Annotated in this window: 9 protein-coding genes; all 9 read right to left on the reverse strand. The window is 43.1% G+C overall.

Features of this window, described 5'->3' with window-relative positions:
* Positions 1-30: 30 nt before the first annotated feature.
* The 9 genes from MKO06_RS04175 to MKO06_RS04215 are packed head-to-tail and all read right to left on the reverse strand — an operon-like array spanning position 31 to position 12,881.
* Positions 31-1,320: a family 8 glycosyl hydrolase gene (locus MKO06_RS04175; RefSeq protein ID WP_241549404.1), complete on the reverse strand. Its 1,290-nt coding sequence runs from the start codon at positions 1,318-1,320 to the stop codon at positions 31-33.
* Positions 1,321-1,375: 55 nt separating this feature from the next.
* Positions 1,376-2,713 (reverse strand): family 43 glycosylhydrolase, encoded by a 1,338-nt coding sequence (locus MKO06_RS04180; RefSeq protein WP_241549405.1) that lies wholly within the window; start codon positions 2,711-2,713, stop codon positions 1,376-1,378.
* Between the two features lie 13 nt (positions 2,714-2,726).
* Positions 2,727-4,280 carry a glycoside hydrolase family 43 protein gene (locus MKO06_RS04185; RefSeq protein ID WP_241549406.1) on the reverse strand — a complete coding sequence of 518 codons (1,554 nt, stop codon included), beginning with the start codon at positions 4,278-4,280 and terminating at the stop codon, positions 2,727-2,729.
* A gap of 16 nt (positions 4,281-4,296) precedes the next feature.
* Positions 4,297-5,535 (reverse strand): SGNH/GDSL hydrolase family protein, encoded by a 1,239-nt coding sequence (locus MKO06_RS04190; RefSeq protein WP_241549407.1) that lies wholly within the window; start codon positions 5,533-5,535, stop codon positions 4,297-4,299.
* Positions 5,536-5,571: 36 nt separating this feature from the next.
* The gene (locus MKO06_RS04195; RefSeq protein ID WP_241549408.1) at positions 5,572-6,933 is read right to left on the reverse strand and encodes a glycoside hydrolase family 43 protein; all 1,362 of its coding nucleotides are present in this window, start codon (positions 6,931-6,933) and stop codon (positions 5,572-5,574) included.
* Between the two features lie 7 nt (positions 6,934-6,940).
* Positions 6,941-8,890 carry a glycoside hydrolase family 97 protein gene (locus MKO06_RS04200; protein WP_241549409.1) on the reverse strand — a complete coding sequence of 650 codons (1,950 nt, stop codon included), beginning with the start codon at positions 8,888-8,890 and terminating at the stop codon, positions 6,941-6,943.
* Between the two features lie 54 nt (positions 8,891-8,944).
* Positions 8,945-10,684, reverse strand: coding sequence for a glycoside hydrolase family 43 protein (locus MKO06_RS04205; RefSeq protein ID WP_241551024.1), 1,740 nt, complete (start codon positions 10,682-10,684; stop codon positions 8,945-8,947).
* Positions 10,685-10,703: 19 nt separating this feature from the next.
* Complete coding sequence (locus tag MKO06_RS04210) at positions 10,704-11,837, reverse strand: endo-1,4-beta-xylanase (protein WP_241549410.1); 1,134 nt, start codon at positions 11,835-11,837, stop codon at positions 10,704-10,706.
* Positions 11,838-11,852: 15 nt separating this feature from the next.
* The gene (locus tag MKO06_RS04215) at positions 11,853-12,881 is read right to left on the reverse strand and encodes a LacI family DNA-binding transcriptional regulator (protein WP_241549411.1); all 1,029 of its coding nucleotides are present in this window, start codon (positions 12,879-12,881) and stop codon (positions 11,853-11,855) included.
* Between the last annotated feature and the right edge of the window lie 90 nt (positions 12,882-12,971).

Raw genomic sequence — 12,971 nt, forward strand, 5'->3', positions numbered from 1 at the left:
AAAAAGATCTATTTTCAGACCGTTAAATTGTTATTCTGATGGGTGTATGATCTGATAATTACCGCTCAAATGCATGAGGCTGAAAAGGTAAAGCAATCCATCAAAATAAGGATCAAAATATCCATCTTCGTAAGGTTCAAGTTTGGCGTTCCAGACTTCGTCCACAAACTTCCAGCCTTTAGGATGGGTGGTCATCAATGACGCGGCTCCGGCTGTTGAGACCAGTCCCAGAGAATGTCTAAGTTTCTGGTAACCGCCGGCAGGAAGGATCCAATCGGGTGTGGAACCGTCTATATTATACTGGTCTACATAGGTATCGATGCCTTCGCAATAAAGGAAATTCTGAATACGCTCGGCATACTCCTGCTGCCACTTTTTATCCTTTGCAAACCAGCTGTAATCCATAGCTATGTTCATAGGCACCCTCCAGGAATCATATCTAAAGGCGTCACCCATTTTACCCCTGCTATGAGGTTCTCCACTAAATTCGGCATAATCTGGGTTTAACCCGGTTTTGGGGTGAGTCGCACGATGCAGAAAAACCCGCGCGGTATCGGCCACGTCACGATAGAAATCTTCATGGCCATCATTAGCATATTCGGCCCAAACTTCAAAAAAAGCAGGTACATGGTAAGAAGGATCGGTCCAGTCGTAACCACCTTCATGGGGAACAAAATTGATCTGTTTATGTTCTACATTTAGTACGTTTCGCACACCTTCTGTTCCGTCCTTGCTCCACATGGCATCCAGGATTCTTCTAGCTTCACCGTAATAGTCTATCCCGGTTTCGTTTCCCCACAAATTAGAGGCGAACAATAAAGCAGTCACAAAATACAATTCACCGTCTGAGGCAGAGCCAGGATAATTCTGCTTTCCGGTTTTGGGGTCGACGCTCCAGGCAAAATAAGCATCACGGGCACCTCCCTGGTGTTGCATATACTTTTTGGTCCATCGCCACAATTTGTCAAAAACCTCCTTTTTATCAAACTGAACGGCGACCATTAGACCGTAGGACAAACCTTCGGTCCTCGCATCTTTATTTTTAATATCAGAAACATAGGCCATATCATCGCCTACCTCGAAATACACCCGGTTTGGGCCTTCGAACAGATCGTAATAGGCTTTATCCAGTTTGGCATCGATCTCATCCTGGGGATAACCCGCTTCTGCAAAAAGGTTTCGGTATTCCCCGGTTTCCCAGGCACCTTTCTCCCAGGGGTCCATTTTCCCCCTGGGGTCATCAACTTTTTCATTACAATCCTGGGCAAAGGCTGTAAAACCGAAAATCCCCAGCAATAAAAATGTATAAAGGTTTTTCATGATATATGATATTTTGAAAGTCTGTTGTGTTTTATCCTTATGATTTCTAATCCCACTATTCAAACTGCAACCAGTCTACTTTCAGCTTGCCTTTCCGCAGAATTAAAAATAGATCGCGTACCCCGGGCTTTAACTTTTGAATACTAAATTTTTCATTTTTGAATCCTGAAGTCTCCGAAAATTCTATTTCGGCCAGAAGCTGACCATCTTCAGCACCCAAACGAACTTCCAGTGTACCTTCGGTCTCGGCGGCAAGTCTCAAATTGAGCATTCCCAGACCATCTTCCAACTCCACGGAATTAAACCGAACCCAGCTACCGGGTTCATTCAGAATGATGTGCCAGCCATCAAAAGTTTTTTCGGGATCGTTGAAAGCCATCGAAGCCTCTTTACTTTTTGAGCTAAAACGATCGATCTGAATTTTATCAGTGGCCTTAATAACCCCAACTCCCCTGAATGTCGGCTCCACTTTTCGAATACTTCCATCCGGTTCAAAAAATAAACTGTCTGCCCTAATCGAACGTAGTTTATCGAAGTCCGGTGAATAATCTGCATGATGATAGAACAGGTACCATTGATCTTTATATTCCACAATAGAATGGTGATTGGTCCAAACACCGGTTGGAGATTCATCCATGATCACACCCCTGTGTACAAAAGGTCCCATCGGGTTATCACTGGTAGCGTATTCCAGCCTTTCGGTATTATTGGCCACATGCGGATAGGTGAGATAATAGGTACCGTTTCTCTCAAACAACCATGGACCTTCGATATGTCCTTTTTTAGGCACTTCAAAAATCATAGGTTCTGAAGCAAGCTCTAACATATTATCCTTCAATTTCGCCCCGTAAATCTTATCACGTGACCAGTAAAGATAGGCCTGTCCATCAGCATCAATAAAGACATTCGGGTCTATTCCTCCTACTCCCTCTATAGATCGTTCCTGGGGAACAAAAGGGCCTTCCGGCTGATCGGCAATGCCCACTCCTATTGAAAAACCGGCTTCTCCATCCTTCGCTGTTTTTTGCCGGGTGGGAAAATAAAAGTAATATTTCCCATCCTTTTCTATGGCATCTGGCGCCCACATGCTATATGCCTTGGGGTCTGCCCATGGAACATCCTTTTGATCGAGGATAACGCCATGATCTGTCCAGTTGGTTAGATCTTCTGAAGAGAAAACATGGTAATCTTCCATATTGAACCAGTCTGCACGACCTTCTCCTTCGGGAGGTACGATATCGTGGGAAGGATATACATATATCTTACCGTTGAAAACCCTGGCCGAAGGATCTGCCGTAAATTGATCCGTAATAAGCGGATTCTGAGCCAAAACACTTATTCCTGAAAGCAAAAGTGTGTTAAGAACTAAGGTGTTGAAAATTAAATTTTTCATGATCTTTTCTGATTTATTTTAAGCCCTCCTGTATTCTGAAGTAATCAAAATCTGCATAGCCTCCAGGAGTTTGAGTAGCGTAATTGAATAAGGCATAACGGTAACCCATGAATTGACCAAGGGTATATTCCATTTTTAAAGCTTCGCCGATCTCTTTCCAGTTTTCTCCATTTTCAGAATAATAAAAACGTGCGATATCATTGCGGTCCTTAAAATCGCAGGTGATCTTAAGGTAGATTTCACCCAAATCATAAGGAACTTCTTCTACCACTTCTCCATCCCGACCTTTCACCATTCTAATCGTTTTTTTACCATTTCGGAGCTTTACCCCTACATAGCCATACTTATCCTGAAGTACTCCAAAACCGGCTATATCACCCTCCTTCATTCCTGAAAGATCCAGAGAGGTTTCCCCGGTACTTTCCGGACCAATGGTTCTCTGGGTAAGTGTATTTCTCGTAGTTACAAACGAGGTGTCTATTCTGCCGGTGGTAAGCCTTAGATAACCATCCCTGGCATCCAGGCTCCACAGATCGTTCTGCGGATTATGATTCCACTGCCATACCAGAGGCAATTTCTTTTCATTATCCCTTCTGCTGAAGTCGTCTGAATTCACAATATGCGGAATCAGGCTTTGGTTAGCAGGAAGATCAAGCTGCATAGGTACTTTGCCATCAACGCCCAGAACCGGCCAGCCTTTTTCCCATTTAACAGGCACGAGATAGGGAATTCTTCCCACGGCACCATTATCTCTAAACAGGTAGGCGTACCAGTCACCTTCCGGAGTATCAATCAATCCGCCCTGGGCAACTCCTTTGTCCTGCAAAACCAGTTTACCTTCATAAGGTCCCATAATATCGTCAGCACGGTGAACAAGAACGGTGCGCATCCCGCCTCGAGGCCAGGTAATATTGAACAGGTAATATTTTCCGTCTACTTTAAAAAGCTGGGAACCTTCCGCGTTAAGCATGATATTATCACCTGCAGGAGCGTTAGCATTTTGAATCAATACTTTATCGGTTCCAGGAATAATACCTGAGAGATCTTTTTTTAACTCCACTATTCTTATGGTCCCTCCGGCATAAACCATATAAACCTTACCATCATCATCAAAGAAAAGGCTGTTATCATGTAAACTCGGTTCAAAAGACTGCTTTTTCCACTCACCGTTTTCAATATCATCGGTAGAATAAATGTAGGTTTTCCCCGTAGTTCCCGAAAATGTAGAAACATAATAAATATCATTATGATATCTTAAACTACTCGCCCAGGAACCTCTTCCGTAGGCATTCTGGCCGTTTTCCATATTCAGGGCATCGGTATCATCCAGAATGTCATAGGCATAATTCACGATTTCCCAGTTGATAAGATCCTTTGACTTCATAATAGGAACTCCCGGACTCATGTGCATGGTGGTACTACTCGTATAATAATTGTTCCCCACCCGGATCATTGAAACATCCGGAACATCGGCATGTATAACAGGATTTATCGCCTTTTCCTGAGCATAAGACAGAAAGAAGCTGAAAAAAATGAATATGCTGAAACCTATTTTCCTGGATATCATTTTCCCACGTTTTTAATTATTCTTCAGATTGAAACAATTCCGGGTCAACGGCTTTTCCCATAATTTCATATCCGTATTCGTTTGGATGAAGGTAATCTCCGTCATGGGCGTTTTCCTGAATAACGCTGGGGTTATCGGGATTACGCACGGCTTTATCAAAATCGATCACCGCATCGAATTCGCCACTATTCCTGATCCAGCTGTTTACCTTTTGCCTGGCTGCTTCCCTGTAATCTTTGTAATAAAATGATTGGTCGATAGGCGTAATCGTCCCTCCATAAACTTTAATTCCTTCTTTATGCGCTTTTTCGATCATTTGCTGGTATGCTGAAATAAGCCCTTTAGCCACCTCGAACGCAGCAGTACTATCTGGCGTTCCACCAAGATCATTGACGCCTTCCATGATAATTAGCCATTTCACTCCATTTTGCTGAAGGATATCACGTTCAAATCTATCAAGGGCCGTAGGACCCAAACCTCCTCGTAGGACGGCGTTTCCACCTATTCCCATATTCAGAACACCAATATTCTCGGTTTCTGGATTTTTAAGTAATTCCTGGGAAAGGATATCGGGCCAGCGATTTTGCTTATTGGTACCTGATCCACGCCCATCGGTAATCGAATTCCCAATGATCGCTACGGCTGCTGCAGATTCATCTCTTTTCACTCCGATGGTATTGATCGTGTACCAGTGATCGGTTTTTACAGCCGTGGTGAAATCAGCATTTGATTGTGAATTTTGTCCTTCCAAAATATAGGAAGTCGTTCTCGAACCCGGATGACCAGTTAGATCGGCCGGCGTTTGACCGTAAGAGATGGTGATGGCCAGCCTCATCCTGTCTTCCAGGTTGAATTGGATAGGATCTGAATAAACCGCTTCACCTCCGGCAATAGTTACCGATTGGTTTCCGTCAAATTTGAGCATTTTTGCGGTAGACTCATCAATAGCGCTGCTATCTTTGGAAACAGCAATTTGGACTGCATTTATTTCCAGCTGACTCTTACTGAATTCGTTGGTCAATTTTAAACGTAATTCGTCACCACCGATGGATACTGCTACAACCTGTCGTAGCGTATTATTGGTCAGGCCTGGTTCCGGCGGCATATTTCTTGGCTCCACCAATTGCGGAGCTGTGCTCCAGGTACCCACCCATTTTTTTTCAGCCGAATCATTTTGATCTTTTTTTCCAGGTTTACAGGAAAAAACTCCCAGCAGAATGGAAAGACAAATTAGACTCAATCGAAGCTTAGACATATAAATTGACATTAGTAAGGTTTATTCGTTTTTAAATTATCTTGAGAACAACCAGTAATCGAAAAACATAAGTTGCGTGGGAGCCGGCCCCTTCACCACGAAGAACAGGTCACGAACACCGGTAATTTCTTCTACTTCAGATTTAACGAGCTTCCAGCGATCGTCTCCACCGGTTAAAGGAACGTCTAATGTGGCTAAAAGCTTACCATCCCTGGCATCTGCCCGCACCTCCAGTGAAACATTGTTGTTATGAACGCTCCCAACCCGGGCAGTGATAGAGACTGGAGAAGTTTCTCCAAAGTCAACAGCTTTCACCTTAATATAGGCCCCATCTTTCATCGCTGTGACGAAGTTGCCAACCACCTCATTTGATTTTGCTTTAAAGCCTTCAGACCAGGCTATGGTCTCAGCTTCGGTTTTGCGATACGGACTCAGGGTTTTCAGAGCTTCCCCTATTCCGCTGGTCATATTTACCTGGTCAATGCTTCCGTCTTCGTTAAACTCTATTTCCTGTACACACACCGAACGGTTGAATCCGCTACCTCCGGGCAAACCCGCATTATGATAAAAGAAATAGGTTTTGCCTTTATAATCTATGATCGCTGGATGGTTGGTAAAACTCCCTCCTTCCGTAGGCATTAATTTACCCTGATATTTCCAGGGGCCGTTAATGCTTTTACTGGTAGAATATCCAATATGTTCAGGTATTGGGCCGGCTGCGAAAAACAGGTAATAGATGTCATTCCGTTTATAAACCCAGGGACCTTCCTCGTAGGTAGTGGGTCGGCGTTCGTTCTTTTCGCCTTCCCGTTTTCCGAAAGCCTCAATAGTGTTTGGAATTTGCTGAATTTCACCTTCTGTAGTGATCATGTCTTCCCTGAGCTTCACGAAATAACACACCGGATTTCCCCAGAACATATAAGCCTGCCCGTCATCATCTATAAAAACCGCAGGGTCTATATCGGCATTACTATTTGAAACCATTGGCTTCCCTAGGGGATCGATAAACGGGCCATAGGGGTTATTAGCTACTGCCACTCCAATCCCATTCTGATTATTACGATCGGTTATAGGGACGTATAGATAGAATTTTCCGTCACGTTCTATAGCCGCAGGTGCCCAGGCATTTTTCAGCCCCCAGTCAAAATCACTATACTCGAGAACAGCACCATGATCGGTCCAGTTCACCATATCATCGGTAGTATATAACCGCCAGTCGTCCATGGTGAACCAGGTAGAATTATCCTCGTCGTGACTGGTATAGAGGTAAACTTTACCATCATGCACCATTGGCGCCGGATCTGCCGTATAAGCAGTTTGGATAATGGGATTTTGAGCCTTCAAAAATGAAGTCCCAAAGGAAATAAGCACGATCAATAAGCTGAATGTACGCCTCATAAATTGCTTAATTTTTTATTACAAATCCGCCGTTCGGCTGAATGTCTACGGAAAACTTTCCGCTGGCAGGGATTTTAATTTCCTCGGAATAGGTTTTCTTTTTCTTATTGTCGGAATAAATTGTGACGGTTTTTCCCGCAAGCATGGGAAGTTCGAGGTCCAGTTTTTTTAGGCTCATTTCAGCATTTACCCCAGCCACATACCAGGTTTGGTCATGCCTTCTCGCCAGAACCGAAAATTTTCCGGGGTACCCGTCAATGAATACCGTTTCATCCCAGGTAGTTGGTAAGCCTCTAATAAAATCCAGTCCAAATTTTGGAACATCTTCAAGGTTATTTGGAGTCAGGGCAAACATCTGCACCGGATTTTGAAACAAAACTCCCGTGGCAAGCTGAAAAGCATCGGTGGTAAGCCGCTCCTGGCCTTCCTTATTTCCTTTATTCAGGAATTTATTCAGCATAATGCCCCCAAATTCCATACTGGCGACTGTATTCCGAATAAAGGGATGTAAGCTCGCGTAAACAGCTTCCTTATTTCGAACATCCTGGACAAAAACAAGCATTTCTGAAGCAAGAACGGCCTCGCTTCCCACGAAGTTCGGATACATTCGTTCCCAACCGCGAGGAAGAGTGGCTCCATGGAAAATGACCATTAGTCCATAATCATTGGCATCAGAAAGCACATTTTCGTACAAGCGCATGGTTTCCTGCTTATCCCCGCCAAAAAAATCTACTTTAATCCCTTTTACTCCAACTTCCTTTAGCCATTTCATTTCCTTTTTACGGGCGATGGAAGTATTCATCTTATTCCTTGGAGTCATGAACGCGTCGTTAACGATCCCGTTGGAATTATACCAGAGAAACACATCTACATCTTTGGAGTCAGCATACTTAATGAGCTCTTCCATCTTTTCGTAACCGATTCGCTCATCCCACCAGGCATCGATGAGGATATATTCGAATCCCATCGCTGCAGCAAGGTCAATATATTTTACCTGGTCGTCATAATTCATACTGTCGTCCTGCCAAACGATCCAGCTCCAGGTTCCTTTTCCATATTCATAATCCTGGGAAGGCTCATAAAGCTGATCTACCACATCGTAAGATATAGTGGTTTCCACGATAGGTTTAAGGCTTTCGCCCACTGTTATCGTTCTCCAGGGTGTGTGGCCCGGAAGTCCAATTTGTGCACCTGTACTTCCAAATCCATTGTTTTGCGCAGGATCGGGATATTCCACGGTATAAATGCCATTCTTAAATCGGCTTAAATGAGAAGCATTGTAAAGGCTTCGAACACCGGTTTCAGAAAGCAGCACCCATCCATTTCCTCCAATTTTGAATAAACCGGGAAAAACATAACCGGTTTCAGAAGTATTGGTATCCATAGGCACATCTACCTCGTAACCGCTCTCATAACTAGGCGCAGTTCTTGCAAAACCTCCCATGGGTTGCATCATTGGCGACAGGAAACTGGTTGTCTCATCTGGAAAATCATATCCAGTAACCTCTTTTTCAACGAGGCATGCCCGGGTTTCGCCCCAGGCAGGAATTTCATATCTGAAAGCTATATCATTGTTGCTAACCTGGAAAACAATAGAGATCTCCTTATCTCCAGCATTAGCAAGATTTACTTTCAGTTTGTTAGCCTGGTAAGAGACCTGAGACTGCTTGATCCTGTCGATAGAATATTCATCGCTTACCTCGCCTTTTTCAGACTTCAAAAAACTTAAATCCTTCGTAAAATCGGCTTCGTTGGTAATAAGACCCAGGGGTGATTTCTCGAGCATCATTTTGTCTTTATAAAGCACTTCATAAAGAGCCCGTCCGTTTTCTACATAAAAATTGACTTTCAAATTAGCATCCGGACTGTTGATCATCGCCTCCTGCGAATAGCCGCTGATTCCCAGGAACAACCCGAAGAGAAATAAGAAAGTTTTAAGTTTTTTTATTGTACTCATCCTTATCTATAGGTTTAAGTGTCATTGCATCTCAAAATGCTCCGGAATTTGCTGTTATTCAGGTACGGCATCATTTGCAGTGGTGGCATATAGACCAATCATCGCCCCGGTGAATCCACCTGCGACATTGGTAGACAGGATGTCCCCAGAGACTTTTCCTCCCAGGTTCTCATATTTCTCTCCGTCAAGTGCATAGCTGAATTCATACTCATCTCCACGCGCCTGGACTTTCAGGGAAACAGGATTATCCAGATCGATCTTCTTGCTGGCAAGGATCCTGGATTCGCCTTTTTCGGTTCTTTCTAACAGAACGTAGTAATCTTTTCCTTTCCGGGTGATCCCAAAAGCGTAATTAAAACGCTCATTCTGGTAACAGGTGATCCCGGCCATATCTTCGGAAGATTTCGGTTTGTATTCCATCTTTGTGGTGAAGGTAAAATCCTTATGCATCTGCCGGTGGAACAAGGTGGAGGTTGGCGCCAGCTCATTGATATCAGCTTCAAAAGGTTCGATCTTCAGGCCTTTTTTGGTCTTTTCCATAAAGGCTTCCCGAGGTCCGCGCAAACCAATCCATCGGTAATCCAATGTATCAGACTGGAAGTCTTCAGAATAAGTAAAATTACCATTCGGAAAATAGCCTTCTTCGCCGGTTTTGTTTTCCACGCCTTCAGGCATCTTTAATTTTGGCTTCATAGGTACAAGGCCATTCTCAAAAACAGGAAATTTTCCAGACCAGTCAACGGGAAGGATAAAGGTTTCCCTACCGGTATTTACCTGCCCGGCTTCATTTGGACGAATGGCCAGAAAGACACCATAATATTTATCATCCGGCCCCTTAACCAGGTCGGCATGACCAGCCCAGTCAACCATGTTTTCACGGTCTTTAGGGAAGTATCGCTGAGTTAAAATTGGGTTACTGGGTGCAGGAGTATAAGGTCCCATTGGATCTTCGCTGCTAAAGATCACCTCACTGTGCCAGCCCCCGGTTCCACCTTCGGCACACATCAGGTAATAAAGTCCGTTTTTCTTGTAAATATGTGGGGCTTCGATCCAGATTGGTTCCTCTTCTATATCCACCCCTCCGTTTACGATCACTTTATCAGTTCCGGCGATCACCTGGTCTTTTTCCAAATCATATTCCCAGATCTTAATTACGCGGTGCCCCTGGTATAAGGCTTTTTCCGGGGCATCATTATGTACCACATAGGCCTTACCATCATCATCAAAAAATATAGATGGATCGATTCCCTGGAAATCCAGTTTATAAGGTTCGCTCCAGCCCTTGCGTGGATCCTTGGTTTTTACCACGATATTTCCCAGTCCGCCTGCAAAGGCAGTTGTTATCATATAAAAGGTATCGTTATATTCATTATAGGTAATTCCCGGTGCATAGACTCCCTGGCTAATTCCGGTATCATGAACATCAAGCTGAGAGGTTCGGTCTAATACGTGTCCAATTTGCGTCCAGTTTACCAGGTCGTTGGAGTGAAAAATCGGAACCCCGGGAAACATGGCAAAAGAAGAACAAACCATATAATAATCGTCACCTTTTCGAGTAATAGCGGGGTCTGGATAGGTTCCCTGAAGAATAGGATTATAGAATTCACCTTCTTCCAGTGGATAATTCTCATATACCTCATCTTCGCCTATATACGTGGCGCTTAAAAAAACAGGGGTCGCTTTTGCACCGGAATTCCCGGCTTCTTTCTTTTCTTTTCCTTCAGAATCGTTTTTCTGAAAAGCCATAAAAATCAGTGCGCAGGCTATTAACAGGTAGGTAAATTTATTTTTCATCATTGTTTATGTTAGTCTTTTATCTTGTTAAATTGATTAAGGAGTCTACAATTGGTTTGGGTTGATTTTGCCGGTCAAAAAGCAACGGATAGTCTGTTCTTCCTCTCACCGGCCAGTTGTTTTTCCAGGAATTACCATCATTAACTCCCCAAAGCGTCACGCGTTCAATTTTATCCTGGTACTTTATAAAAAGTTTGAAAAATTCCAGGTACCGTTCGGTAAATTGCCTGTTAACATCTTCCGGCAGGCCATCGGGAAAGGGATTCATCTTATCTTCGTATTCGTAGTTTTTAGAAATTTCGGCCCCTGCATCTCCCCATGGAGAGGGCAACACGCTCAGGTCCAGTTCGGTTATAGAGACCTCACCGAGCTCGCTGAAGGCCTGAATACTTTTTTCCATTTCAGATAATTCAGGATGTGACATCCCAATATGGCCCTGCATCCCTATCCCGTCTATATGGATACCTTCTTCTTTCAATTCCTTTACCATTCTTACCACGCCATCCCTCTTGCCGGGTTTAGACATGGAATAGTCATTATAATAGAGTTTGGCCTGAGGATCTGCCTCATGCGCAAATTGGAAAGCCAGTTTTATAAAATCTTTCCCCAGGATCTGGTAAAATTTGCTCTCCCTATAACTGCCATCATCCTCTATGGCTTCGTTCACGACATCCCAGCTGTCTATTCGGCCTTTATACCTGCCAACCACTGTTGAAATGTGATCTTTCATTCGGCGGGTTAGTTCTTCTTTAGAAATCTGGTTACCCTGTTCATCGGTAAAGAACCACCGGGGAGCCTGGGAATGCCAGATAAGGGTATGCCCATGAATATGCATCCCATTCTTTTCGCCGAATTCCACGAACTGGTCTGCCAGATCGAAATCGAACTTTCCCTGTTCTGCCTGAAGTCTGCCGCTCTTCATGATATTTTCAGCAACAATCGAATTGAAGTGTTTTTTCACAACCTGAATCTCTTCAGGTTTGCGACCGGAAACCTGCCAGGCATTCAAGGCAGTACCTATATAAAATTTGTCTTCAAAGGCGTTTTTTAAAGTTTCAGTATTTTCTGAATCCTCCCTATTTTGGGCGAAGCTACCTGTTGATATGAACAGCGTTAACATTCCCAGCCATACTATTGTTTTTACAGCCTTCATCTTATTTTAGATTTTTCAATTAATTTTTTTTGCAGAAGAGAAACTTAAGGTCGATTCCCTATGGATGATTTTGGTATCTATCTGTATATTCAAAGGTTCGGCTTCAAAGTTTTTTTCAATCCTGTCTACCAGTAATTTTATGGCACATTTACCCTGTTCAGCCCCCTTTTGATCTATAGCACTTAACGACGGCAGGTAATGTTTTCCAAGATTTCCTACTGAAAAGCCTATTACCGCCAGTTCATCAGGTATCTTATATCCTTGAATTTTACAGGCTCTTATGGTTTGAATTGCAGTTAACTCATCTGAAGCCAGGATCGCATCCACCCGTTCAGATTTAATGAACTTAACTATCTCAGCCTCATCAAAATTATCGTAGTTTACCTCTAAAATACAGGGCCTGTGCCTTGATCGAATAGCCTTTATATATCCATCTTTTCTATTCTCGTTCACGGAAGTGTTGGGGATTCCGGAGAGATATAGAATTTTTCGTCTATCATTATTTAAGAGCTCATAAATGGCCAGTTCTGCATTCAGACTGTCATTGATGGAAATTGTATCACAGGCTATCCCTGAGGTGATTCTGTCAAAAAGAACCAGCGGAATGTTACGATCTAATAAGGTCTTTAAATGTGTGGTTTCATTTTTTTGATGGGTCTCCTCTGAAAGTGAGATAGCTATCCCATCTACATGGTTCCTAATTAGATTATTGATGATATTTCTTTCACTTTCCAGGGATTCATTGCTTATGCATATAGTTAAATTATAACCATTTAATCTCGCTTCGGTAACGGCACCCTCAAGAACGTGGGTGAAAAACTGATGAGAAATCTCCGGTATTATGATCCCAAGTGTCTGGGATTTATTGCTTTTTAATTTTTGGGCGAACGAATTGGGAATGTAATTATGAAGCTCAGCCAATTCAACAACCCGTTTCTTGGTCTCCCTGCTGATTTCCGGACTATTACGAAGCGCTTTGGAAACAGTGCTTATTGAAATATTCAATAATTCTGCAAGCTTTTTTAAGTTCATCTCACCATCCATAAATACCTTTTATTAAATTTTACTTCTCTATTCCCATTGGTTTTAGGACTAAGCCGGAAACTTTGAAACGATTAGAATTATCAGCTTTAA

It is taken from the genome of Christiangramia oceanisediminis (genome assembly GCF_022570735.2).
Taxonomy (GTDB): Bacteria; Bacteroidota; Bacteroidia; order Flavobacteriales; family Flavobacteriaceae; genus Christiangramia; species Christiangramia oceanisediminis.

What these genes read in the sequence shown, in the direction of transcription:
- MKO06_RS04175 (WP_241549404.1), bottom strand. Translation starts at nt 1,320, where the DNA reads ATGAAAAACCTTTATACATTTTTATTGCTGGGGATTTTCGGTTTTACA.
- MKO06_RS04180 (WP_241549405.1), bottom strand. Translation starts at nt 2,713, where the DNA reads ATGAAAAATTTAATTTTCAACACCTTAGTTCTTAACACACTTTTGCTT.
- MKO06_RS04185 (WP_241549406.1), bottom strand. Translation starts at nt 4,280, where the DNA reads ATGATATCCAGGAAAATAGGTTTCAGCATATTCATTTTTTTCAGCTTC.
- MKO06_RS04190 (WP_241549407.1), bottom strand. Translation starts at nt 5,535, where the DNA reads ATGTCTAAGCTTCGATTGAGTCTAATTTGTCTTTCCATTCTGCTGGGA.
- MKO06_RS04195 (WP_241549408.1), bottom strand. Translation starts at nt 6,933, where the DNA reads ATGAGGCGTACATTCAGCTTATTGATCGTGCTTATTTCCTTTGGGACT.
- MKO06_RS04200 (WP_241549409.1), bottom strand. Translation starts at nt 8,890, where the DNA reads ATGAGTACAATAAAAAAACTTAAAACTTTCTTATTTCTCTTCGGGTTG.
- MKO06_RS04205 (WP_241551024.1), bottom strand. Translation starts at nt 10,684, where the DNA reads ATGAAAAATAAATTTACCTACCTGTTAATAGCCTGCGCACTGATTTTT.
- MKO06_RS04210 (WP_241549410.1), bottom strand. Translation starts at nt 11,837, where the DNA reads ATGAAGGCTGTAAAAACAATAGTATGGCTGGGAATGTTAACGCTGTTC.
- MKO06_RS04215 (WP_241549411.1), bottom strand. Translation starts at nt 12,881, where the DNA reads ATGGATGGTGAGATGAACTTAAAAAAGCTTGCAGAATTATTGAATATT.